At 38.2% G+C, this 25340-nt stretch carries 19 protein-coding genes; 4 read left to right on the forward strand and 15 right to left on the reverse strand.

What is annotated here, in order from left to right; all coding sequences use genetic code 11:
- Positions 1-2: 2 nt before the first annotated feature.
- The 9 genes from IGI65_RS02195 to IGI65_RS02235 all read right to left on the reverse strand — a co-directional run bounded on the left by IGI65_RS02195 (position 3) and on the right by IGI65_RS02235 (position 9115).
- Positions 3-767, reverse strand: coding sequence for a class A sortase (locus IGI65_RS02195; RefSeq protein ID WP_438773101.1), 765 nt, complete (start codon positions 765-767; stop codon positions 3-5).
- Complete coding sequence (locus IGI65_RS02200) at positions 742-1836, reverse strand: DUF916 and DUF3324 domain-containing protein (protein WP_438773102.1); 1095 nt, start codon at positions 1834-1836, stop codon at positions 742-744. Before IGI65_RS02200 ends, IGI65_RS02195 begins: the two co-directional genes overlap by 26 nt.
- Positions 1837-2001: 165 nt before the next feature.
- Positions 2002-2739 (reverse strand): WxL domain-containing protein, encoded by a 738-nt coding sequence (locus tag IGI65_RS02205; protein ID WP_071864168.1) that lies wholly within the window; start codon positions 2737-2739, stop codon positions 2002-2004.
- 19 nt (positions 2740-2758) lie between these two features.
- Complete coding sequence (locus IGI65_RS02210; protein ID WP_071864169.1) at positions 2759-3541, reverse strand: WxL domain-containing protein; 783 nt, start codon at positions 3539-3541, stop codon at positions 2759-2761.
- 47 nt (positions 3542-3588) lie between these two features.
- Positions 3589-4263, reverse strand: coding sequence for a WxL domain-containing protein (locus IGI65_RS02215; protein ID WP_438773103.1), 675 nt, complete (start codon positions 4261-4263; stop codon positions 3589-3591).
- Between the two features lie 25 nt (positions 4264-4288).
- Entirely contained in the window at positions 4289-4642 is a 354-nt protein-coding gene (locus tag IGI65_RS02220) for a hypothetical protein (RefSeq protein WP_071864171.1), read from the reverse strand.
- An 8-nt stretch (positions 4643-4650) separates the two neighbouring features.
- Positions 4651-7305 (reverse strand): pectate lyase-like adhesive domain-containing protein, encoded by a 2655-nt coding sequence (locus IGI65_RS02225; protein ID WP_438773104.1) that lies wholly within the window; start codon positions 7303-7305, stop codon positions 4651-4653.
- Positions 7306-7750: 445 nt separating this feature from the next.
- Positions 7751-8218 carry a Dps family protein gene (locus IGI65_RS02230; RefSeq protein WP_071864172.1) on the reverse strand — a complete coding sequence of 156 codons (468 nt, stop codon included), beginning with the start codon at positions 8216-8218 and terminating at the stop codon, positions 7751-7753.
- A 189-nt stretch (positions 8219-8407) separates the two neighbouring features.
- Positions 8408-9115, reverse strand: a complete 708-nt coding sequence (locus tag IGI65_RS02235; protein ID WP_438773105.1) for a DUF5105 domain-containing protein — start codon at positions 9113-9115, stop codon at positions 8408-8410.
- A 191-nt stretch (positions 9116-9306) separates the two neighbouring features.
- Between IGI65_RS02235 and IGI65_RS02240 the strand changes: the two genes are divergently transcribed.
- Positions 9307-9999, forward strand: a complete 693-nt coding sequence (locus tag IGI65_RS02240) for a prepilin peptidase (protein WP_438773106.1) — start codon at positions 9307-9309, stop codon at positions 9997-9999.
- 124 nt (positions 10000-10123) lie between these two features.
- The gene (locus tag IGI65_RS02245) at positions 10124-10537 is read left to right on the forward strand and encodes a helix-turn-helix domain-containing protein (RefSeq protein WP_438773107.1); all 414 of its coding nucleotides are present in this window, start codon (positions 10124-10126) and stop codon (positions 10535-10537) included.
- Here the strand turns inward: IGI65_RS02245 and IGI65_RS02250 are convergent.
- The 3 genes from IGI65_RS02250 to rpoB form a co-directional block, all read right to left on the reverse strand.
- Positions 10508-11425: a PTS sugar transporter subunit IIB gene (locus IGI65_RS02250; RefSeq protein WP_438773108.1), complete on the reverse strand. Its 918-nt coding sequence runs from the start codon at positions 11423-11425 to the stop codon at positions 10508-10510. The two genes, IGI65_RS02245 and IGI65_RS02250, sit on opposite strands and share 30 nt — an antisense overlap.
- A gap of 179 nt (positions 11426-11604) precedes the next feature.
- Positions 11605-15255: a DNA-directed RNA polymerase subunit beta' gene (gene rpoC / locus IGI65_RS02255; protein WP_071864176.1), complete on the reverse strand. Its 3651-nt coding sequence runs from the start codon at positions 15253-15255 to the stop codon at positions 11605-11607.
- A 121-nt stretch (positions 15256-15376) separates the two neighbouring features.
- Positions 15377-18991: a DNA-directed RNA polymerase subunit beta gene (rpoB, locus tag IGI65_RS02260; protein ID WP_071864177.1), complete on the reverse strand. Its 3615-nt coding sequence runs from the start codon at positions 18989-18991 to the stop codon at positions 15377-15379.
- 616 nt (positions 18992-19607) lie between these two features.
- Here rpoB and IGI65_RS02265 point away from each other — a divergent pair.
- Together IGI65_RS02265 and IGI65_RS02270 are read left to right on the forward strand one after the other, a co-directional pair.
- Positions 19608-19862: a hypothetical protein gene (locus tag IGI65_RS02265; RefSeq protein ID WP_071864178.1), complete on the forward strand. Its 255-nt coding sequence runs from the start codon at positions 19608-19610 to the stop codon at positions 19860-19862.
- 11 nt (positions 19863-19873) lie between these two features.
- The gene (locus IGI65_RS02270; protein ID WP_438773109.1) at positions 19874-20833 is read left to right on the forward strand and encodes a biotin--[acetyl-CoA-carboxylase] ligase; all 960 of its coding nucleotides are present in this window, start codon (positions 19874-19876) and stop codon (positions 20831-20833) included.
- Positions 20834-21330: 497 nt separating this feature from the next.
- Here IGI65_RS02270 and menA read toward each other — a convergent pair whose 3' ends face one another.
- From menA to pplA, 3 genes are all read right to left on the reverse strand, one after another.
- A complete protein-coding gene (gene menA / locus IGI65_RS02275; RefSeq protein ID WP_071864181.1) occupies positions 21331-22287 on the reverse strand; it encodes a 1,4-dihydroxy-2-naphthoate polyprenyltransferase in 957 nt (318 codons plus the stop codon).
- A gap of 249 nt (positions 22288-22536) precedes the next feature.
- Positions 22537-23619 carry an FAD:protein FMN transferase gene (locus IGI65_RS02280; RefSeq protein ID WP_438773110.1) on the reverse strand — a complete coding sequence of 361 codons (1083 nt, stop codon included), beginning with the start codon at positions 23617-23619 and terminating at the stop codon, positions 22537-22539.
- Between the two features lie 647 nt (positions 23620-24266).
- Positions 24267-25199, reverse strand: coding sequence for an extracellular electron transfer flavoprotein PplA (gene pplA, locus IGI65_RS02285; RefSeq protein WP_071864183.1), 933 nt, complete (start codon positions 25197-25199; stop codon positions 24267-24269).
- Between the last annotated feature and the right edge of the window lie 141 nt (positions 25200-25340).

A 25340-nucleotide genomic window follows, 5' to 3' on the forward strand; every position in this document is an offset into this window, starting at 1 on the left:
CCTCATTTGGAACTAATTCTTTTAATCGTGATAATCCCCAGTAAAAGACAAAGCAAAAGTGACAGAACTACAAAAAGTACATAACCTTGATTGTAACGCTGATTTTTTTGCACAATCGTTTTTTCCTGTTTCTTTATTTGCGCAAGATTTGACGTGCTTTTTTGTACTTGTTGTCCTCGTACGACAAAACGCCATTGCGTTTGTGTCGGTTTATCACAAGTGATTAACGTAATTTCTGTTTGCTGGTGATCATCTAAAACTTGTAGTTCGGTTTGATGCACCAATTGGGTTTCTTTTACCACGTATTGATAAATTTCCCCTTCGTAACGTAAATAAATCATATCGCCCACTTGAATTTGCAATAATTTACCAAATAATAAATTATCGCGACCTAAATGATGACCGATCAACACCATATTATGGTTTTGCGGCTGGCGTTCCGGAAATAGACTACCAGCACCAATTAGTAAATTTTGGTTTGTAATGCCATTAAAAACGGGAACACTCATTTCTAAAGTCGGAATGAGGATATTTCCTGTTGCCAAAAAAACAGTATCTTTTTTGAAAGTCAAAACATCAGCCAAATCCGGTGGCTGCACTGCTTCAAGGGAAACAGGACTTGACACTTCCGTAACAGAAGTTGTAGTAACTGTAGTATTTTCTGTTTGATAAATCAGTAACGCTTGCTTTAAAAAGGGTAAAAAAAGCAAAAAAACCGCCACACAATACAATAAGATTAGACTAATCCGGATCTTTGGTTTCATCATCTTCTTTATTTTTCTTTCTGCGCCAAATCAAAACGATTAAAATGATCAGTAGTAATAGCAGTAAACCAATGAGAATATACAACCAAGTGTAGTCCTTTTTAATCGTAACGTCGGTGTCATTTAATTTTTTGGCTACTTCTGCTTTAATTTCAAAGTCTTTTGCTAGTACCCAGTGATATTCATATTTGGTTTTGGCTTCGTCACCTTTCAACTGGTATTGCCCCTTTGGATTTTCTTGTCCGAAGGCTTCTATTTTCATCGTATATTGACCTGCTTTTAATGGCTCACCATTTAAAGCAACGCCTAAATTAAAATTAGAATTAGGGGCCATTTGCATTCCAACTTGTTCTGAGGTGAAAAGTACTTTGTCACTACCCTTTTTTGTAATGGTCGTTTTGGTTGCCAATTGATTTAAATAAGTAGGCTTTGGATTTTGCAAATTTCCTTCAATCACATTTCGAGCGTTACGCTGATTAGCTGCTACTTGCGTTAATTTTAAATCTGGGGCGCCATTTTTCGTTGTTTGGCGCATCAAAAGTGCTACAACATACGAGTACTCATTTTTTATGGCTAAACCTTTATCTGCTTTTTTGGTTTCGTCCTTATTTTCATCCGCTACTTTTTCTTTAAAAGTAATCCCACCAGCGATGACACCGGAAAACTTTTCATTGGGCATTTGGACTTTCACTTTATATTCCGCAGCAGAATGAGGCGCTAGTGTTATTTCGTTTGGTGCTTTTGTAAAGTCTTTTATATTATATTGAAGCGTTTGATCGGCTTTAATGGCATTTTGACTATATTCCACTACGCCATTACTGTTAGTTGTGGCACTATTAATTTGTGCTTCAACGACAACTTTTTGAGCCGTATCATTGCGTAAGGTCACGGTCAATTCGTCTGTTTGGTTTGGTGCTAACAACAAATCAAAGTATGTTTTATTTTTATCAATTTGATTAGCCGAAGCCTGTGGTGTAACGGCAAAATTAAATTCCGAAGCAAAACTTGTCTGAGGCAAGATGCCACAACAAAAAACGACGGCAATCAGTAAAATTAACTTTTTAAACTTCATTTCTTTTAATCCTTTCAATAAAAAAGTGATAGATAACACAGAAGACCCGAACAAGGTAGAAGAAAGACACACCTTTAAACAAGTAAACTTCTTGTAGGCTTCATTTCATTCTCCCTTATTCGGGAATAATTATTCCATTGTGTTAGATATTACTTTTTAATGCTTTTAATTACCCGGTGCATCCGTTAAAACCCAAGTAAATGTTGTCGTATATTCTTTAGCGTATTTGGTAGTAGAACCAGGTACGCTTAGTTCAATACTGTCAGCGGCAGTTGCGGCATCTGTACCCCAATCTAATAGATATGTTCCAGCCCCTTGACCTGCTTTAGCAGCCATAACATCTTGTAATGCTCCATCCGGATCTGCAACAATTGTCGCTTTTCCTGTGGGTTTAGCCGAATCAGAAGCCGTAACGACATTCCCGTTTTTAAACGTAATTTCCGCTCCTGTTAACACTTCATCATCGGCGGTTTTAAATTGGTGATTTTGTTTCATTTGTAGCGTCCAGCCAGCTTCTGTTCCGCGATTATCGGTCACTTGAACGAAGTTAGGGCCAGTTTTTTCTACACCGTCTTTATCCAAATATTTTTGAGCTTTTGCTTTATAGACTTCATTTTTTGAAGTGATTTTTTGAGAACCAAAATCTAAACTTGAAGCATAGTCAATCGATAACGGACCCGCTGTGCCGGGATTAGGACCGTTTGGATCAGTTGGATCCACGGGTTTAACTGGATTAGTTGGATCGATTGGATCAACCGGATCGGTAATATCATTATTAGGTGTAAAGGTAATAACACCGTTTGAATCATAATTTGCTCCATCTGCAGCAAAAGCAGTGACACCGCTAACTGCCATTCCAGCTAAAATACTTGTTGTTAAAAATAAATAACCCATTTTTTTCATCATTGTATACTCCTTTTAATTAATTTGCAGGTACGTCTGATAAACTCCACGTCAATGTCGTACTATATTTCACAGCATCTTTTGGCGTGCTACCAGGAACTGATAACGTAATAGCTTTTGTCACTTCACTATCTACTTCATTACCATCTTTATCTTTTTCTTTCACTGTTTCAACTGTTCCCCAACGATCAACATAAGTTCCCGCACCTTCACCTGTTTTTGCTGCCATGACTAAACTTTCACTTCCATCTGGATTTAAAGTAATTTCACTAGCAGCCGTTGGATGAATTGCTGTTGAATTACTAGCGACAGTTGGTGCAACAAATTTTACAACTGAACCAGTTAAAGTATCATTTAATGTACTACTAGCTTTGAACTGACCGTTTTGTTTTACTTTTAAAGTCCAGCCGGCGTTATTCCCGCGATTATCTGAAATTTGAACATAGTTAGGCGTTGCACTACGGCCGTCTTTATATTGTTGTGCCCGAGCATAGTACACTTGATCACTGTTAGTGATTTTATTAACACCAAAATCTAAACTTGAAGCATAGTCAATCGATAATGGACCATCTGTGCCAGGATTAGGGCCATTCGGATCGGTGGGATCCACGGGCTCAACTGGATTAGTTGGATCTGGATTAGTTGGATCCACGGGTTTGGTTGGATCTGGATTGGGGATAAATTCGACAACCCCATTTGAGTTATATTCAGCTGTCGTTGCTGCCTGAGAAGCGATGCCTCCCACTAAAGAAAGTGAAACTGCTGTAATTGCTGTAACAGTCATAAAACGAATATTTTTCATCATCATTACTCCTTTTTTAATTCCTTAATGCTAAATTTAACCCTTCGTTATGGAACATTTTTCAACGTCCACGTCAATGCCGTTTGATATTGTTTAGCGTATTTAACTGTTTTACCCGGAACGTGTAATGAAATAGCTTTTGCACCAGTTGTAGCATCACTACCAAAACGATAAAGCCATGTTCCCATTCCCTTTTCTGATTGAGCGGTGATAACATCTATCTCGCTGTTAATCGGTAAAGTAAAACTTAAAAGCGCAGTTGGTGCTAAATCAGCTGATAAATTTGAAACCAATTCCCCTTGTTGAAAAGAAAGTTCTGCGCCTTTTAATAATTGCCCATCTGTCGTCTGAAACTGGGTCGTTTGTTTAACTGCTAAACGCCAGCCACTACCAGTACCACGGATATCACTCACTTGAATGTAATTGGGACCAGCGGCCTTTGTGCCATCAGAAGTAATATATTCTTGGGTCTTGGCGTAATATATTTCATCTGTTGTGGAAATGGCCTGCTGACCAAATTGAAAACTTGAAGCAAAATCTAACGAAAGACTGCCACCAGTTCCTGGTGCTGGACCACTTGGATCAGTAGGATCAATGGGTGCCACTGGTTTTGTTGGATCGGGCAACAGTGGATCTAGTGGTTTTATCAGCGTGCCGCCACTACTTTCATAATTCAAGTGGGTAGCTGTATCTGACGCTTCAGCCTTACTGCCACTAATCAAAATAAAAGTGATGAGACAAAGAAAACTAATGATTTGAAAATTTTTCAGTGTTCCCGCCTCCTTTTAATTTGAAAAAAATTAATACCAACAACCCTACTCCTATTCCTGAGGTAACGTAAGAGGAAGTATCCCCCGTCAATGGAATAATCACATCTTGCCCTTTATAAGTTGGCAAAGCACTGGCATAATTGGGAGCAGGCTTACTAGGTGTCAGATTTTCCGCTTGGTCTGGCTTTTTTGGCTCCTCATTTTGATATTCATATTGCCCATAAAACGAAGTGACACTATTACTATCGTAGTTAACCTCACTGGCAAAAACAGGTAAGGCAGCACAGAACCACCAAATTACGATTACGCTGCTAATTAGTATTTTTTTCATCTACTCACCTAATTTCCTGGAACATCTTCTAGCTGCCACGATAATTTTCCGCTATATTCCCCAATGCGTTGTTTTTCAACTGGAACGGTTAGTTCAAACCCTCTATCACCGGTCCAAGTTGCAGAAATTTCTTTACTGCCATCGCTTGTGAATTCACCGGATTCTACTATTTGGGTAGCTGTTGTAATTTGTTTTTTTCCCAGTGAAGAAGTGTAAGATAATGCGTCTTCTAATGATACCGTCCCGTTTTTTAACGTTTCTGCTTGATGTAAGGTTAGGCGCCAAGGTTTTTTGGCCCCGCCTCTTGTATCTGAAACAATCAGTTTGCCTACAACAGTCGGCTGATAAAGCTGATTTTGATTGGAAACTTGGTTGATACCAAATTCCAACTTATCAGGTACTGCCTCAAGGGATAGATAACCAACGACGGTAACTTTTGTAGCTGCTTTAAAAGTTGCATTCCGATAATTCATATCTGCAACAGGATTAATATTTCCAATCGCATTATTGGTACTTGGTCTTTCGGATTCACTAAGCTGTGTCACGGGACCACTTTGATCTTGTAAAAAAATTTGAATTACATCTCCCCGTGTAAGGTTGAGACTGGAAATGTCAATTTCCCATTTTCCCGTTTCATTTACTACCTGAGGGGGAATTGTTTGTGGCTGACCATTTACTGTTAGTGTTATAATACTGTTAGGCTCTCCAGTACCCGTTAATTTTGTCGTAATACTTTGGATGGCGTCCGAATTATCGACGTTAGCGGGTTCTGGTGGTGTAACATCTAAGACTGTCGTCGCGATGGCCGCAGGTGTTACCCACGGACCTCTTTTCGCAATGCCCGTTATTTCTTCACCAGCTTTTTGAAATTGGGCGGGATTGCTCACGTCTGTATACGTAATATACCCTTCGGAATCTGTCATTAAATTTTCATGTACATTACCGTAAGTATCAGTTAACGTTACATTCGCTTGATTTTCTGAAGCATAAACTGGTATATAATGAATCTCCCCATTTACTAAACCGTTATTATCTGGTACTTCCCCTATGACCACCCGTCCTTTAATCGTACGATCGGCATCTGTGACTGGTGTCCACTCAATTTTAGGATTTTGATTCATCCCTGAAATGCGGCGATAGTTGGCTTGTTTGAACTGTTGTAACCCTGTATCTGAGGTGGTGATAACTTCCCTTGTTCCACTCCCCACAACATTTAGATTTTGGACTTTGGCATACGTTTCACTTGAAGGCCCTAAAACCGGTACCCCAACTTTCCACAGATCAATATCAGAATCCAAAATATTAAAGCTATTTTCACTGCGATTACCATTGGCCACGTTTACCGCACTTTGACTATTATTCAAATTACGCAAATCGTATTGCGCCGGACTATTCAAAGTGAAACTATTCCCCGAACGTGTTATATTACCGGTACCTAAACCGTTTGCAGATAAATTAATTAAAGGCTGGCTACTCGTACCAATAACATAAAAATAACTTCCCGGTTCAGCCATTAAATACGTATTATTATTACTAAAGGCCACCACAGAACCAGAAGCTTGTTTACTCGTTAAATTCACTATCGCTCCTTTTTTAATGGTCATCCCTGCGCCATTATCGTCAAAGCGCACTGCATTTCCTGGCATATCGACGTTAAAGACACTATTCTCTCCTACCGTTAGCGCTAAGTAATGGCTATAAACAGCGGGATAAGTTCGTCCTGACGTCTGCGTTTGGCCTGCTTCCACATGACAATTTTTGCCAATCGTAAATTCTCGTGAGGCACCTGTTGATGTGCTGCTAGCGGTCACGTTGTACCAAAAAACAGAAAAGTTATAATAATTTACGTTTCCCTTATATTCCGTGCCATCTTCCATAATGAAACTACCTAAATAAAAATTTTCCGCTCGTGTATCAATATCCATCTTGCCGTAAACACGAACTTCTGCATGAGAGGCTCGGGCTAAACGTTGCACACCGGGCTCAGTCGTGATATTACCAAAGCGATATTTCCATTTAGCACCATTGGTATAATTCAACCGAGTTCCAACAATATCTTCTGAAGATGCCCCCACGTATCGTTGATTTAAGATAATATCGTGCATATGAAAATTTCCAATCGTATTTTGTGGCGCACCTAATTGAATCGATGAATTTTTAAAATCGACGCGATAACCTTGACCATCAATTTCTAAATCGTTTTTACGGGAATAGCCAGATAAAGAACTATCCGATGAACTAGGATTATCAAAACTCGCTGTTAAAATGATTTTTGTAATGGCTTCATTCCGAATCCCGCTGACAAAATCTGCCCAATTATTCACTTCTGCTTCATTTGCCGCTAAGCGTGCTACTGTTTTAGGTTTTACTACCTTACTTTCACTGGTTTTACTTTGAGTAGAAGAAGTCGTTTTTTCAGTAGTTGGACTCGTAGTATCTAACGCGGAATTGCCTTCTGAGGTGTTTGTCACATCTAAAGCATTGGAACTTGTCGTTGTCTCATCGGTAAGATTACTAGACGTCGATACCTCTTTTTCACTAGTAGAAGCTGTAGTACTTGTTTTTGAACTTTGGGTAGTCGTTTCTGCCCAGCTAAGCGGGGTAATGCAGACATTAGAAATCAAAATAGAAAACAATAATAAAATTTTCATTTTCTTCCGCATCTTTTTCATTCACCTCCTTCACTTTCTAAATAATATCACAGGGATTCTTCTATATTTATATTTTTTTTTATTTAAAATGACATTTTTCTTATAACAAATGTTGAAATAGCTTAACTACAAAAAAACCAAAACTCGTTTTCTTTCAATTTAATCACTTTGATTACAAAAGTTATATTACTGCGATTTCAAAGATACAATCGTCAGATAGCTAGTCTATTTTTCTATTATTTTAAGAACGTTAAAAATAAAATAACAACAAGGCAAACAGAATTTTATGGTAAAATTCAGAAAATTCTAGCTATACCAAAATAAGATTAAATTTTTGTAAAAAAGATGAAAGAAATGCAATTTACACTGAAAAACAGCAGCATTTTCTGTAAAAACAAAATTTCTTTACAAACAAAAAAGGACTCAGCATTAATGCTGAGTCCTTTTTTATCCAATTTTACGCATCAATTTCAGGTGCTTTACCTAAATGAGCTTGAATCATCCAAATTCGTTTTTCTGTGGCTGTTTTAAATTCGATGAAAATATCTTGGGTTGGATCGTCGCCTTCTTCACCAGAAACTTCAATCCCTTTTTGATATAAATCCGCTAAATAGCGATAACCTTTTACTAAAGTAGTCAAACGTTCTTCCATTGTCCGATCCCAACGACCTACTTCATCTGGAATTTTAGTATTGTCAGCCATTTCTTTTAAAGTAGAGAATGGCGAGCCATCTAATGTGATTAAACGTTCAGAAATTTCATCTAATTGTGCGTTCACATCATCCATGAAATCATCCATCATTGGATGTAATGTTAAGAAACCTGGTCCTCGCATATACCAGTGTGTTTGATGAATAACCATAGACATTTGACTTAAATCTGCCACTAATTGGTTTAATACTTCTTTTGTTTTTGCAAATTTCATTTCGCATCCTCCTTCAAATTGTTTACATTAAAATGATAGTACGAAATTAAGAAAAAGTACAACAAAACACTTCAAGCGTTATTTCAAATAAAAGGCGACTTTAGAAAAATAAGTGAATTTGTAGAATTTTACCTGAAAATCCCACGTTAAAAAAAGTGTTCCTTGTTTTTTTAACAAGGAACACTTTTTTTATTTCAACTCATCTTGGACTTCTTTTACTACCTCTGCCATCGCTTTGTTCCATTCATCTGTAAGGGCCTCTTGATCTTTAACCCCTGCTACAAAAGCAAAATATAAATTATTAATTTGTTCTCTTTGTCCCCTGACAATCGTCCATTTGTCTTTTTCAGGTTTCATTTCTATCATAATCGGCACGGCTTTTTCTTTGGCTTTGGCTTTTTGAATATTTTCCTTTAATAAAGCAAGCGTTTCTTCGATTATTTTATTTTGATCGCTTGCTAGTTTATTGTCTGCAATCATTTTTTTAGTTATTCCTTTTGAAGTTTCTTTCATAATCGCAGCAAAATCCAAGCCTTTGACTTCATAAGTAACATTGGAAATTTTGCCAGCTTCTTTGATTTTTATGGTGTAGGAAGTCACTTCTTTAATTTGTTTATTCAATAAATCTGTTAACTCATCCGCCTTTTCTTCTGGTACCACATCTCCAACACTGATTAGTCCGGCGGTGAAATTATCTTTAAAGTTCTTCTCATTTTCTTTAAAACCTTCATTTAGTTCTTCACCGTTAGCAAAATTTTCGGTAAATTTTTCGGTATCCTTATCGTACACTACACGATCAACAAATAATTTTCCTGCATCTTCTGCCGGAATAGCGCGACTACAACCACTTAAAATAAACGCCATTAAAACCATCAAAAAAATACTACGCTTTTTCATTTTCATCCACCTCTTTTTTTGATCCTTACAACAAGTTTTACAAATTTTTCTGCCCGTCACATAATCAATTCACTTTTATTATTCTTTGATAGAAAATTGTTTTACCAACTATTGCGCTATCTCAGTTAATCTTCATCCTAATAAAATTGTGCCAATTTTTTTGCGTATCTGCTTTTGAAAGGAGAATTGCTATGACATTTATTATCGGATGTTGTTTTGGTTCATTTGGCTATCTTCTCATAACCCGGCATATGGCAGGAATTTCTTCGACATGGCCGCCTTCTCATTGTACAGCTTGTAAAAGTAAGCTAACGTGGTACGAACTGATTCCCCTCTTCAGCTTTTTAATCCAAGCTGGACGCTGTCGCCATTGTCATGTCAAATTTTCCAGCGCTTATTTTTGGGCAGAATTGAGTTGTGGACTACTTTTTATGCTTTGTATCCCCAACAACTTCCCCACTATCGCAACTTATTTACTTTTATTTTGGCTTTACAGCGCATGGTTATTAAGCATCGTTGATATTTATACGCAAACATTAGATAGCAAAATCTTTTTTTGGACAACTTTACTGCTGTGGTGCGCTCAGTTTAGCTTACATTCAGTCTTTCATTGGGAAACGCTACTTTATTGTGGATTTTTCGCCTGCTTTTTTCTCCGTTATTATCAAAATAAAATGGGAGCTGGCGATTTATATTTATTACTTGCTTGGAGTCCTTGGCTTTCTTTTTACCAGTTCTGCTTACTGTTACTAATTAGCAGCAGCTTGGGTTTGCTTTACTTTTTAGGTGCCAAAATAGCAAAAAAACATACCGACACGCTGCCCTTTATCCCTTTTTTAAGTGGGGGATTATTTGTGGTTTCATGTGTGCTTAAAAACTTTTGATTGTCTTTATTTTATCATGAGATGTAAATTGCTGCAGTTTTTGACTATCTTCTCATTTCTATTTTCTCGTCTTTTCATCTTGGCACCCTTAGGCTAAAATGATAGAGAAAGGACGTGAAAGCCTGTGATCGATTTGAATCAAGTCTTAACCTTCACCGAAGCAGCTCAAAAATGGGGATTAGCCAACGGCAGTACCATCCGACAAGCTGCCTTGCGGGGCAAATTTCTTGACGGTGAAGTTCGTAAAAGCGGCACCGTTTGGTTAACAACTTACGATGCGATGGTTCGCGTTTTTGGTTTTCCACCACAGGAAAATTTACGTTTGAGTTTAAACGCTTTAACCAAAGGACTGCAAGAAAATAAAGCAGACCAACTCAAAGTTATTCAAGCTGCTTTAAAATCTGGGAAACAACTTCAAATCACAGAATATATTTTAGGTAAAGAACGCATTTTATATCTTTTTCAACACGAAAAAGATTTTTTACAGTGGATACGTGTAGCGAATCTTTTACCCCCAACTGATAATATTCAAAAATGATTTGCGCGGCTTTAATTGTATATTTTCATGTAACGCGACACTTTTTTGAGTTGCTGCGGCTGTGTATTGCTCTACTGTTAGTAAAAAGTCAGTCACCAAATCTTTTTCAAAGCTGTCTTTTACTTCTTCAAAAGAAGGGCTAAAAACAGGAATTTGATACTCCTCAAACCATTTTAGTTTTTTTTCAAAACCTAAATAAGCGGCTGGCATTAACCATACGCCATCAATTCGCCGCGTAATTTGCGCTATCTCTTCTTCTTTAATTTGGCCACCGTTGCAAAATAACAATCGCAAACAAACATCTTCTTGCGGTTGAAAATCATAAAGTCCGATCAGAGAAAAACGCTCGGTCGAAAATAGAATTTCTTGCTTTTCCCATTGGCTAAATTGTTTTTTAAAATAATTCTCCTGACTACTGCCTCCCACTACTAGTATTTCAATATCCTTATCCTGTGCTTTGGTAACTGTGACCATATCCGATTGATAAGCTCTTTTTTCATCTAAAAAAATTAATTCTTCTAAAAGTAAATCATAAGCATCATAAGCGTTCATTTTTCCAAAGATTTTCATAGGAATATCTTTCACAATAGTTGGAAAATTCTTTAACAACTTTTGGATTGATTCCGTTAAAAATCGTACTTGCGGCGCTACAAAAACCACATCAAATAATCGCCCAAAATCATCAACCGTATTTTGGGTAATCATACCGATACCCCCATACACAAAGACTAGATCATAGGTATTGCCATATTCGCGCCGTTTTACAAAAGCTGTTGTTGCATCGGTAAATACTGCACTCAAATTTCCTTGCTTGGCAATTTCTTTTACCATTTTTTGGCAAAACATACTGGAAGTACCGCCACCAGAACAGCCAACGTAAATAAACATCTCCACTCCACCTCTTTGTCACGAATTCGTTACAAAGAGTATAGCATAATTTGCTTTTTTTCGGCTAAATATGTTTTTTTGCGTTAAAAAGGAGAAACTCTTTAAAATTTTTGAGACAGCCACAAACTAACTTTTAACCAAATAAAAAGACCTCCTGTTTAAAACAGGAGGCCCTCAAATTAGTCTTGGTTATTTAATGCATCTTCAGCAGCCATTTGTGCTTCGATGTCAGAAATACTGTAGACATTTTCAGAAGCCACAGTGACTTCTTTTGGTTCCATATTGCGGTAACGAGCCATACCAGTACCAGCAGGAATAATTTTCCCGATGATAACATTTTCTTTTAGACCTAGTAATGGATCACGTTTGCCACGAATAGCAGCGTCTGTTAACACCCGTGTTGTTTCTTGGAATGACGCAGCAGATAAGAAACTGTTTGTTTCTAATGATGCTTTGGTAATCCCTAGTAACACTGGACGAGATGTTGCTGGTACGCCACCGGCAACCAATGTGTTGTAGTTTTGGTCTTTAAAGTCGGCAATATCTAATAATGTACCTGGTAAGATTTCGGTATCACCTGGGTCCATTACGCGAACTTTACGCAACATTTGACGAACCATAACTTCGATATGTTTATCGCCGATTTCTACCCCTTGCATACGGTAAACACGCTGTACTTCACGTAACAAGTAGTTTTCAACAGATAAAACATCGCGAACTTGTAACAATTGTTTAGGATCGATTGAACCTTCAGTTAGAGGTGCACCACGATGGATGTAATCTCCTTCTGCCACTTTCATACGGGCTGTATAAGGAACAGTATATGTCCGTGTGTCAGTCGTTCCTTTGATTGTAACTTCTTTACTGCGAGTTGCAGCATCTTCAGCGATTTCAATGACTTCACCAGTAACTTCAGTGATGACAGCTTGCCCTTTTGGATTACGGGCTTCAAAAATTTCTTGGACACGAGGAAGACCTTGAGTAATATCGTCTCCGGCAACCCCACCGGTATGGAATGTACGCATGGTTAACTGAGTACCTGGTTCACCGATTGATTGGGCAGCGATTGTACCAACTGCTTCACCAACTTCAACTTCAGCACCAGTTGCCAAGTTACGGCCATAACAATGTTTACATACACCATGTTTAGTATTACATGTGAAGACAGAACGAATTGAAACAGTTTCAATCCCTGCATCAACGATTTGACGTGCGATATCTTCTGTAATTAAATCATCAGAACCGATAATCATTTCGCCAGTTTCAGGATTTACAACTGATTTACGTGTATAACGTCCCACCAAGCGTTCTTCTAGTGATTCAATGATTTCGTTACCTTCGCGAATTGCGCTGATATCTAAACCACGGTCTGTACCACAATCTTCTTCACGAATGATAACGTCTTGAGCTACGTCAACTAAACGACGTGTAAGATAACCAGAATCGGCAGTCTTCAAGGCGGTATCGGTCATCCCTTTACGGGCACCGTGAGTGGAGATGAACATTTCCAAGACTGATAATCCTTCACGGAAGTTTGAGATGATTGGCAATTCCATGATTCGACCATTTGGCGCTGCCATCAATCCACGCATACCAGCAAGCTGTGTAAAGTTGGAGATGTTACCACGGGCACCAGAGTCACTCATCATGAAGATTGGGTTTTTAGCATCTAAGGACTCCATCAATTTTTGTTGAATTTCATCTTTAGCCGCATTCCAAACACCAATAACGCGTTCATAACGTTCATCATCTGTAATCAAACCACGACGGAATTGTTTGGTAATTGTTTCAACTTGTTTGTGGGCATTTTCAATGATGTCATGTTTTTCAGCTAATACCATGATATCGGCAATACCAACTGTAATACCAGCATGAGTTGAATGTTTGTAACCTAAGTCTTTCATGCGGTCTAACATTTTAGAAGTTTCCGTAACTTTGAAACGTTTGAAGACTTCCGCAATGATATTTCCTAAGTTTTTCTTCTTGAATGGTCCAACCAGTTCTTGTTCTTTAATGAAGGTTGGAATATCAGTTCCAGCTTCTACAAAGTATTTATCTGGCGTTTGGATTGTCAAGTTAAAGTCAGTTGGTTCGTTTAGGTAAGGGAATTCTGGTGGCATAATCGAGTTAAAGATTACTTTACCAACTGTCGTTACCATCAAACGATTTTTTTGTTCTTCAGTGAATGGTTTGTCCCCTAGAGTTCTTGGGTTAACCGCAATTCGTGAATGTAAATGCACATAGCCATTACGCCATGCCGTTACAGCTTCATCCATATCGCGGAAGATCATACCTTCACCTTCACGTCCATCTTCTTCCATCGTCAAGTAGTAGTTCCCTAAGACCATATCTTGAGAAGGGGTTACAACTGGTTTACCATCTTTTGGATTCAAGATGTTTTGTGCCGCTAACATTAACATCCGCGCTTCTGCTTGCGCTTCGTCATTTAACGGTACGTGAACAGCCATTTGGTCACCATCGAAATCGGCATTGTAGGCTTCACACACTAATGGGTGCAAACGAATAGCACGGCCTTCAACTAAGACTGGTTCAAAAGCTTGGATACCTAATCTGTGCAAAGTAGGTGCCCGGTTCAATAGAACTGGGTGTTCTTTGATTACGTCTTCTAAAACGTCCCAGACTTCTTCTTCCATCCGTTCGATTTTACGTTTGGCATTTTTGATATTTGAAGCAATTTCTCTTTGAACCAATTCTTTCATGACAAATGGTTTGAATAGTTCAATTGCCATTTCTTTTGGCAAACCACATTGATACATTTTCAAGAAAGGTCCAACGACGATAACAGAACGACCAGAGTAGTCAACACGTTTCCCTAATAAGTTTTGACGGAAACGACCTTGTTTCCCTTTCAACATATGAGAAAGTGATTTCAATGGGCGATTACCAGGGCCTGTAACTGGACGGCCACGACGACCATTATCGATTAACGCATCAACAGCTTCTTGTAACATCCGTTTTTCGTTTTGCACGATAATAGAAGGTGCATTTAAATCTAATAAACGTTTTAGACGGTTGTTACGGTTAATTACACGACGGTACAAGTCATTTAAGTCACTCGTTGCAAAACGGCCACCTTCTAATTGCACCATTGGGCGTAAATCTGGTGGGATAACAGGAATAACGTCCATTACCATCCAACTTGGTTTATTACCAGATTTGCGGAAAGCTTCTAAGATGTCTAAACGGCGGATTGCCCGTGTCCGTTTTTGACCAGAAGCAGTTTTTAATTCTTCTTTTAATTCAGCTGCTTCGCCATCTAAATCAACGCTGTCTAACAATTGTTTAATTGCTTCAGCACCCATAGCGGCAGTGAACGTTTGACCGTATTGATCCCGTTTTTCACGGTATTCTCTTTCAGTCAATAATTGTTTTTTCTCTAATGAAGTATCGCCTGGATCAATTACGACATAAGAAGCGAAGTAAATAACTTCTTCTAATGCCCGTGGACTCATGTCTAAAACTAAGCCCATCCGTGATGGGATACCTTTGAAATACCAAATATGTGAAACCGGAGCAGCTAATTCAATATGACCCATACGTTCACGACGTACTTTTGAGCGGGTTACTTCCACGCCACAACGGTCACAGACGATGCCTTTGTAACGGATCCGTTTGTATTTACCACAAGCACATTCCCAGTCTTTAGTAGGACCGAAGATGCGTTCGTCAAACAAACCTTCCCGTTCCGGTTTTAGCGTGCGGTAGTTGATGGTCTCAGGTTTTTTTACTTCCCCGTATGACCAGCTTCTGATTTTCTCAGGAGATGCCAGACCTATTTGCATGCTTTCGAATTTATTTACATCGATCAAAAGGGGTTCCCTCCATTTCATTTCTAGCGGGTTGCAACTGAATATAAACGTAAGCTTTTAAGGGAGTTTTGACACTTAGACGTTTGGTACGAAAAAGTGTCAAAGTCTCCGTTAAATGAAACTATTCAACGTCTTCGGCAGTTTCGATTTCTTGATTCAAATCTTCTTCTGCAGTTTTTTCTTCAGCGGCAGCTGCCTGTTCAACTTCTTTAGCAGATTGTTGTTCGGCGAATTTCGTCAAAGCATCTACTGTAATTAAATCATCATCGTCGTCATCCATATCACGAAGTTCAATTTCTTCGTCTTCAATATCAAGGACGCGCATATCTAAACCTAATGATTGTAATTCTTTCACTAATACGCGGAAGGATTCTGGTACACCAGGTTTTGGAATTGGTTCACCTTTGACGATTGCTTCGTAAGTTTTCACACGACCCACAACGTCATCTGATTTATACGTTAAGATTTCTTGTAAGGTATATGCTGCACCGTAAGCTTCCAGTGCCCAAACTTCCATTTCCCCGAAACGTTGTCCACCAAACTGCGCTTTACCACCCAATGGTTGTTGGGTAACAAGTGAGTATGGTCCAATTGAACGGGCATGCAATTTATCGTCAACCATGTGGGCTAGTTTAATCATGTACATAACCCCAACGGAGATACGACCATCAAATGGTTCACCAGTACGGCCATCGTAAAGGACAGTTTTGGCATCACTTGCCATTCCTGCTTCTTTAACAGTTGCCCAAACATCTTCATCGTTGGCACCATCAAATACTGGTGTTGCAACGTGAATACCTAATTGACGTGCAGCCATCCCTAAGTGTAATTCCAATACTTGTCCGATGTTCATCCGTGATGGCACCCCTAAAGGATTCAACATGATGTCAACCGGTGTGCCGTCTGGAAGATATGGCATATCTTCTTCTGGCATAATTCGAGATACAACCCCTTTATTACCGTGACGACCGGCCATTTTATCCCCTTCATGGATTTTACGTTTTTGCACGATATAAACGCGCACTAACATATTAACCCCTGGTGATAATTCATCGCCTGCTTCACGGGTAAAGATCTTCACGTCGTGGACAATACCGCCACCGCCATGAGGAACTCGTAGAGAAGTATCGCGAACTTCGCGAGCTTTTTCACCGAAGATTGCGTGTAATAAACGTTCTTCAGCTGATAATTCTGTCACACCTTTTGGCGTAACTTTACCAACTAATAAGTCACCGTCTTTAACTTCAGCACCAATGCGGATAATCCCCATTTCGTCTAAGTTCTTCAACGCGTCTTCCCCTACGTTTGGAATTTCGCGGGTAATTTCTTCAGGCCCTAATTTTGTATCACGAGCTTCTGATTCATATTCTTCAATATGAATGGAAGTATAAACATCATCTTTCACCAAACGACGGCTCATGATGATGGCATCTTCATAGTTGTAACCTTCCCAAGTCATGAAGGCAACTAAGACGTTTTGACCTAGCGCCATTTCGCCATTTTCCATTGAAGGTCCGTCTGCTAAGATATCACCTTTTTCAACTTCTTCCCCTAGTTTAACTAGTGGACGTTGGTTGTAGCTAGTACCTGAGTTTGAACGACGGAATTTTGTTACAGCGTAAACATCTAATGCACCGTCTTCACGACGAACACGAATTTCAGATGCATCACAAAATTCAACAACACCTGGGTTTTTACATAATAAAGCAGCACCTGAGTCATGAGCTGATTTATATTCCATCCCAGTCCCAACCCATGGTGATTTAGGATTAATCAACGGTACAGCTTGACGCTGCATGTTGGCACCCATCAAGGCACGGTTGGAGTCATCGTTTTCTAAGAAAGGAATACACGCAGTCGCAACGGCAACTACTTGTTTTGGTGATACGTCCATGTAATCAACTTTGTCGATTGTAACTTCTAAGTTTTCAGAAGTCGCACGGGCCATAACCAATTCTTCTTTAAACGTACCATCTTCATTTAATGGGCTATTTGCTTGGGCAACAACGTAATGGTCTTCAATATCGGCTGTTAAATAGTCGATTTGATCAGTTACGCGACCTGTTGCACGGTCAACCCGACGATATGGTGTTTCAATAAAGCCATATTTATTTACTTTAGCGTAAGATGCCAAGCTATTGATCAACCCGATGTTTGGACCTTCAGGCGTTTCAATTGGACACATACGACCATAGTGAGAATAGTGAACGTCTCGCACTTCATAACCGGCACGATCCCGGGTCAAACCACCAGGCCCTAAGGCTGATAGACGACGTTTATGCGTTAACTCACCTAATGGGTTTGTTTGGTCCATGAACTGTGACAACTGAGAAGAACCAAAGAATTCTTTGATACTTGCTACAACTGGACGAATATTAATTAATTGTTGTGGTGTTAATGTTTCGGTATCTTGAATTGACATCCGTTCACGTACCACACGTTCCATCCGAGCTAAACCAATCCGGAATTGGTTTTGTAACAATTCACCAACTGAACGAATACGACGGTTACCTAAGTGGTCGATATCATCCACATTGCCGATACCTTCCATTAAGTTAAAGAAGTAACTCATCGAAGCGATAATATCAGCCGGACGAACTGTTTTAACAGTCGCATCAGGATAGCCATTACCAATCACATTTACTTCCCGTTCTGGATCTTTTGGAGAAAAGACTTTAATCACTTGTACGGTCATTGGTTCTGTTACAACACCATCTTCTGAAGGATAGTAAGTTACAGCATTCAAGCCGTTTTCTAAGAACGGTGCTAATTTGTCCATTTCTTGGTGAGACAAAACAGTCCCTTTTTCAACGATGATTTCGCCTGTTTCAGGGTCAACCAATGTTTCTGCTAGGGTTAAGTTCAATAGACGTGTTTTAAGGTCTAATTTTTTGTTTACTTTGTAACGACCAACGTTGGCAAGGTCGTAACGTTTTGGATCAAAGAAGCGGGCATTTAAAAGGTTACGAGAACTGTCGGCTGTTTTTGGTTCGCCTGGACGTAGTCGTTCGTAAATATCTTTTAAGCCTTCTTCAGTACGAGAATCACTTGCATTTTTGTGTAAGTCTTTTTCAATTGTGTTGCGTAATGACAAGCTTTCGCCAAAAATTTCCAGAATAGTATCATCTGAGCCAAAACCTAAAGCACGGACTAAAACTGTTAATGGAATTTTGCGTGTGCGGTCAATCCGAACATAAGAAATGTCTTTAGCATCTGTTTCCATTTCCAACCATGCACCACGGTTAGGAATAACAGTTGAGCCAAAACCTTCTTTACCATTTTTATCTACTTTACCGTGGAAATAAACACCCGGTGAACGTACCAACTGAGATACGATAACCCGTTCAGCACCATTGATGATAAAAGTTCCTTGTTCAGTCATTAATGGGAAATCACCAAAGAAAACTTCTTGTGATTTGATTTCGCCTGTTTCACGGTTAGTCAAACGTAATGTAACGTGTAGTGGCGCAGAGTAGTTTGCATCATGCGCACGAGCTTCTTCAACTGTGTATTTTGGTTCCTTTAAGTCGTAATCAACAAATTCCAGTGACAAATTACCGTTAAAGTCATCAATTGGTAAGATATCTTCAAACATCTCACGCAAACCTTCATCTAAAAACCATTGGTAAGAGTCGGTTTGAATTTCAATCAAATTCGGTAATTCCAATACTTCACTGATTCTAGCGTAACTTCTACGTTCGCGATGTTTCCCGTATTTTACTACGTGTCCAGCCAAGCTCTTCACCCCTCAAAAATTTCTTTCAAAAAGGCTATCCAACTTTCGTTACAAAAAGATTACAAATATTAAACTTTCGTAACAAAAAGCATTTTTTGCGGCTTTTGGGCATAAAAAAAACCAAAAGATAGAACGTTCAAATTGACCTTTCTACTTTTGTTTTCCTATGGCAAAGCCGAAACGGACAATAGATCGTTCCTGCTTCCTTCTTTTCATCAGATAGTTTTTGCTCTGTCGATTATACAGACGAAATGTTATTTTGTCAATGGCGCTAAGCAAATCCTGCCGTTTTCCTTAATACTTTGTTAATAAAAAAGTTTTATCACATCTCACCTTGATAATTTGCGCCGAATATATCAAATTTTTCCTGTTTTTTAGTTAGTCGCCTTCATTTTCAGTAAGTGTTAAAAATGTTGGAACTTTTTTAGTGAGAATACTCTTACTTATTTCTATTACTTCTAATTTAAAAAAGCTACATTTCCCATAAAAATGCAACCGTTTTAAACAAATTGCAATTCTTGTTCAATAATTAACAATTTTTTCGTGACATTTCATAAAAAATATTGTTCAATAGGGGTACTTTTATATTTGAATATTTTATTTGGAGTGTTTTTTTATGGAACGTATTAGCGGTCTTTTATTTTGGATTCCTGTTGCACTTTTTTTGATAATATCTGCCTTCTTTATTAAGTGGGATCGTCATAAAGCCATCTTAGCTTTTTTACTAGTACTGTTATTGTTTTTCTTTCGCCAAGTATTACATCACCGTCATTTTGAATCGCCGACATTACTAGTAATTCGCATTGGCTGTCTTTTTGTTTCTTTTTTGGCGTTAATCCTTTATCTTTTATATGACCATAAAAATCGATAGGAGGTTTTTTAGTGACCACAAAAGATCAAGTTCTTCAACTTTTAAAACAAAGTCACGACACCTTATCAGGTGAAAAAATTGCCCAACATCTAGCAATTTCACGAACTGCCGTCTGGAAAGCCATCAAAGAGTTAGAAAAAAGTGGCTATGTCTTTGAACACGCAAAAACAGGCTATCGCTACTTACCCCAAGATCACTTGGATGAAGAAAAGATTGCCCAAGGCCTGACGAATTTGACTGTCGTAACCAAAGCAACATCTGAATCTACTATGAAAGATGCGAAATTAGCACAAGTTAGTGGTGTTAAAGCACCTTTTCTGATTGTAGCGGATATGCAAACGGCCGCACATGGTCGTTTTAACCGTCCTTTTTTTGCCCAAAAAGGGGAAGGTATTTATATGAGTTTATTGCTAAACCCCAATCAATCATTTGCAGAACTGCCCCAGTATACTGTTTTAGCAGCCGTCGCAGTTTGTCAGGCAATTGAAAAATTGACAAATTATCAACCTGAAATCAAATGGGTCAACGATATTTATTTAGAGGGTCGCAAAATTTGTGGCATCCTATCAGAAGCACAAAGCGATTTTGAGTCTGGGGTGATTTCGCATGTCATCATTGGTATGGGCTTAAATTTTGCCATTGCGCAAAAAGATTTTCCAGCTGACTTACAAGCAAAAGCGACTTCCCTTTTTGCAGATGGCAATGCTTCTTTTGAACGAAATGTCCTCATTCATGAAATTTGGCACCAATTCTTTACTCTCCTGGCCGCTTTACCCAATCAAGATTTTTTAACGGAGTATCGTAAGCGTTCCTTTGTTTTAGGAAAAACGGTTAGCTTTAGCCAAAATGGCCAAACCTATAGCGGCGTGGCACAAGATATCACCGACGAAGGGCAATTGGTAGTGGAAACACCGCAACAAACTTTTACTTTAAATTCCGGTGAAATCAGCCTAAGCAAAATTGATCGATAGAAAAGCATAATAAACATGGTCAGCTCTCAAGTAATAAGCCAAAATCTTGATAAATTGTTTCTCAAATTTCTTAAGATTTTGGCTTATTGCCGTAGAGAGTTCGTTTGTGAAGCTAGATCGATAGAAAAGCAAAAGGAAGCGATTAACTCTTTGGAAAAATCTCAGAAATTCGTTTGCTGGTGCTCTTGACCAGAAACTAATTTTTGAATTTTTCCCGAAGAGTTGCTTCCTGTGCTGGATCAAAGAAAAGCAAAATAAACTCGCACAGCTCGCTAGCAATAAGATAGAATTTTAATAAATTACTTTCCAAATTTCTTCAAATTTTAGCTTATTGTCGCAGCGAGTTAGTTCATTTTGCTAGCCACTGAGAAAAGCTAATCAAACGCGTTCAACTCTCTAGCATTACGGAAGAAATAATCAGTAAAAATCAATCATGTAACTAAAAAAGACTACGACAAAAGTTGTCGCAGTCTTTTTTTATTAATAAATCGTATTTTTTAGCGTAGCCATTGCCACACAAGGGATAAAGCTAAACAGATTACGTAAGCACTGTTAAAGAGCACCATATTTTTTAACGCATATACAAAGCTATGTGGGGCTGGCAATTCCTTTTTATGGGCCGCAAGATTTTGACGCACTTTTGGCAAGGTTAAAAAGACTAACAAGAGTGGCCAAGCAAATACTTGCAAAAGTACACCGGCTAAAATGGCAACGTAGCTGGCATACATTAGATAAGAAAACAAGTGAATACCATTTTCTCGCCCAATATAATAAACCAATGTATAGCGATGATTTTTAATATCTGTTTCCAAATCCCGTAAATTATTAGCCAACATAATATTAGCAATTGTACAAATCAGCGGTACCGCAGCTAAAACAAGAGCAGCCACTAACCAAAAATTACCGGTTAATGCAAATTTCCCACTGGCAATATCTAGATTTAAATACATCACATCGGGACTGGTTGTATTGATATAAACAACCATAGCGGTAATCCCTAAGCCCATTGTTACCCCACTAAAAACTTCTCCTAGCGGCATACGGGATAAAGGGATCGGACCATAAGTGTAAAACACACCAATAAAGCAACAAACAAAACCTAAAACGAGTAATAACCAACCCGTCAAGTAAGCCAAAATGAAACCTAAAACAGCCGCTACCAGTAGCATGCCCACAATCATTTGTCTAACCAAACGGGGGGAAACATTTTCTCTACCAATAACATTTTCTTGATACTTATACGTTTTGGAATGTGCTTTTTCAAAATCCATATAATTGTTAATCGCCGTTGTCGTCAAATCAAAAATCAGCATCGCGACAAAAAACAACAATGTATAACCCCAATGAAACGAATGATAAAAAGTAGCCGAAAAAAGTGCACCTACTAAAAAGGGAAAAACACTGGCGATTTTTGTTTTAATTTCTACAACTTCCAAAAAAACCTTTAAAGACATAAACCAAACTCCTTTTCATTAAAAAAAACAATTATGTTAAAAGTGAAAATAAAAAACACAGCTAAAGTCTAAGTAATTTACCATGATTTTAAGCGTTACCAAACTTCATAAACCACGTTAACTCTCCAGCAACAAGACGAAACCTTAATAAATTATTCCTAAAATTTCTATATATTTTGGCTTACTGCCCTACAGAGTTGATGATATAAATATCTAAGAAAAGCTGCCAAGATCTTGGCAGCTTTTCTTTTATTTCAATTCGCTGCGATCACCCATGGTGTAGCCTGAATCTTTGCCAATTTTGAAATTGTCTGCAATTCCTTTTGTTACATAAATTTTATCATCTTTAGTCACAAAAATCGCGTCACTGCCCTTTTCGTGTTCTTCCACAAATTTCAGACCTTCTTTTACGCCCATTGCAAAGACTGAAGTCGATAATGCATCCCCGTCAATTGATTTGTCGGTGATAATTGAGACACCGGCAATATCATTTTCGTAGGGATAACCCGTTTTGGAATTAAAGATATGGTGATATTTTTTACCATCCACTTCTAAAAAGCGTTCATAAATTCCTGAAGTTACGATAGTGCGATTTTTTTCTTTAATACTCCCCACAATCGAACCGCGACTCTTATTAGGATCTTGAATACCGACATTCCATGGATCACTTTCACCACGGTTACTATGACCTAAGACATAAACGTTGCCACCTAAATCGACAATAGCAGACGTCACGCCTTTTTCTTTTAGGACCTTGACCACTTCATCTGTGATATACCCCTTAGCGATGGCGCCAAGGTCAATAATCATCCCTTTTTCTTCTAAATAAACTGTTTGTTCTTGGTCGTTAAATTTCACTTTATGATAATCAATTTTTTTTAGCGCGGCATCAATTTCACTTTGGTCCGGTTTTCTTGCATCATCAAAACCAATCCGCCACAATTGCGTAATCGCACCAATGGTCATATTAAAAGCTTCATTGGTTTCTTCGCTGTATTTATAAGCTTCTTTTAGTAAATAATACATATCACTGGTCACTTTAACTGGTTTTATGCCCGCTTGTGCATTAATTGCATCAATTTCTGAGCCTTTTTGGTTAATAGTGATTTTGTCTGCGAGTTCTTTGACACGATCAAACGCCGGTTTTAACGCATCTTCTTTACCTTCGTCATAAACGCGAATTCTAACATAGGTTCCCATCAAAAATTTTTCTTGATAATAGGGTTCTTCTCTTAATTTTGCCGTCTTTTTTTCGCTGTCACCTTTGCCACATGCGGCTAAAAAGAAAATACCGATGAAAGCGACTAGCAGAAGGCGCCAATATTTTTTCATGTTCTTTCCTCCTTCAAATCAACGTTTACATCATAGCCGTTTTTGACTTGTTTGCAAAGTCACAAGTTTATAAAAAAAGCGCTCACAACTAATTTTATGACTAATTTGAAATAACAAAGATAATAAAAAAAGACATTGTGCAAAATAACAATGGAAGCAATGAGTTGGTACAATCGGAATTTAGAATTTCTTCTTGATTTTTTTCACAATAAAAAGAGTAGATTAGTAAAAAATGAAAGCTATTAGTTATTTCTAACCAAAAATGTGATTTTTGTTATTCCTCTCATTTTTAATCAAATAAAATCAAAATTTCCACTTGCACTTGATTTTATTTTTTTATAAAAAACTTCTTCTTCGTTTCCCATACGATTCAACTACGGTAGAGAGCACCTAGTTGAAGTCGCAGCTTACTCCACAAAACGGAATATTTTTTTATAAAAAAACCTCTTCTTTACTTCCCATACGATTCAACTACGGCAGAGAACGCCTAGTTGAAGTCGCAGCTTACTCCACAAAACGGAATATTTTTTTATAAAAAAACCTCTTCTTTACTTCCCATACGATTCAACTACGGCAGAGAACGCCTAGTTGAAGTCGCAAAAACCCGACCACACGAAACATGCGGTCGGGTTTTATTAGACAAACTATTATTCAGTTACAATGTTGTCAATTTCGATTGGTGTAGTGTCGCCTTTTTCAGCGGCATTGATTAATTGTTCAGCGTAGATAATGAATGTGTGTGAGCTGTGAGTTGCACCAGTTACAACGTCCATATCAGCAGGAGAACCGTCTTCTTTGCCCATTGCAGCTAAGAAGTTTTTGTTTAATTCTTCGATATATTCTTTAGGACCAACGCCAGCTTTGTCTTTCATGTTCTTTTCGTAGTCAGCGTCATCTTTTTTAGATTTGCCGTCTGCGTTTAAGTTGTCGTAGTTAGATTCAGTAATTTTACCGTCTTTAACAACGATTGAGAAGTCAACGTGGTAGCCGTTTTTATCATTTTTTTCTTTCAATGAGTAAGTGCCATCTTTAAGTGTTGCACCGTTGTCGATTTCAATTGTATCTGTGTTACCAGCTTGTGCAGCTTGGATTAATTGTTGTGCGTAGTTTTGGAATGATTCAAATGAATGAGTCGCGCCAGTTACAACGTCCATGCTTGATGGATCTTGTGCTGCTACTAACTCTTCGTTGAATTTTGGAATAAATTCTTCTGGTGAAATACCAGCTTTATCTTTCATTTGTTTGTTGTAATCCGCATCTTCTGTTTTTGATTTGCCATCTTCGTTGACGTTATCATATTTAGATTCGGTAATTTTGCCATCTTTAACTGTGATTTCAAAAGTAGCACGGTAGCCATTTGAATAGTTCTTTTCTTCTAACTTGTAAGTGCCGTCTTTCATTTCGCCACCGGCAATTACTTTTGCAGCTTCTTCTTTTGAAGATGATGCTGTTGTTTGTTCTGTTTTGGCAGAAGATGAACTACTTGCCGCACTGTCGTTGTTGTCTGGGCTACATGCACCTAATACTAAAGCAGAAAAAGCCAAGACTGTGAAACCTGCTACTAATTTTTTTGATTTCATTTCGTATTTCCCCTCTTCATTTCACTTATTCTTGTCACACACAGAGTATGTGATACATATTACATTGTAATTAAAGTTTACAAAAAGTCAAACGTTTCCACGTTTGTTTGCTATTCCTAAATCCTGTTATTTACTCTTTTT

The sequence above is a fragment of the Enterococcus sp. DIV0755b genome (assembly GCF_051713765.1).
Taxonomy (GTDB): Bacteria; Bacillota; Bacilli; order Lactobacillales; family Enterococcaceae; genus Enterococcus_C; species Enterococcus_C canintestini.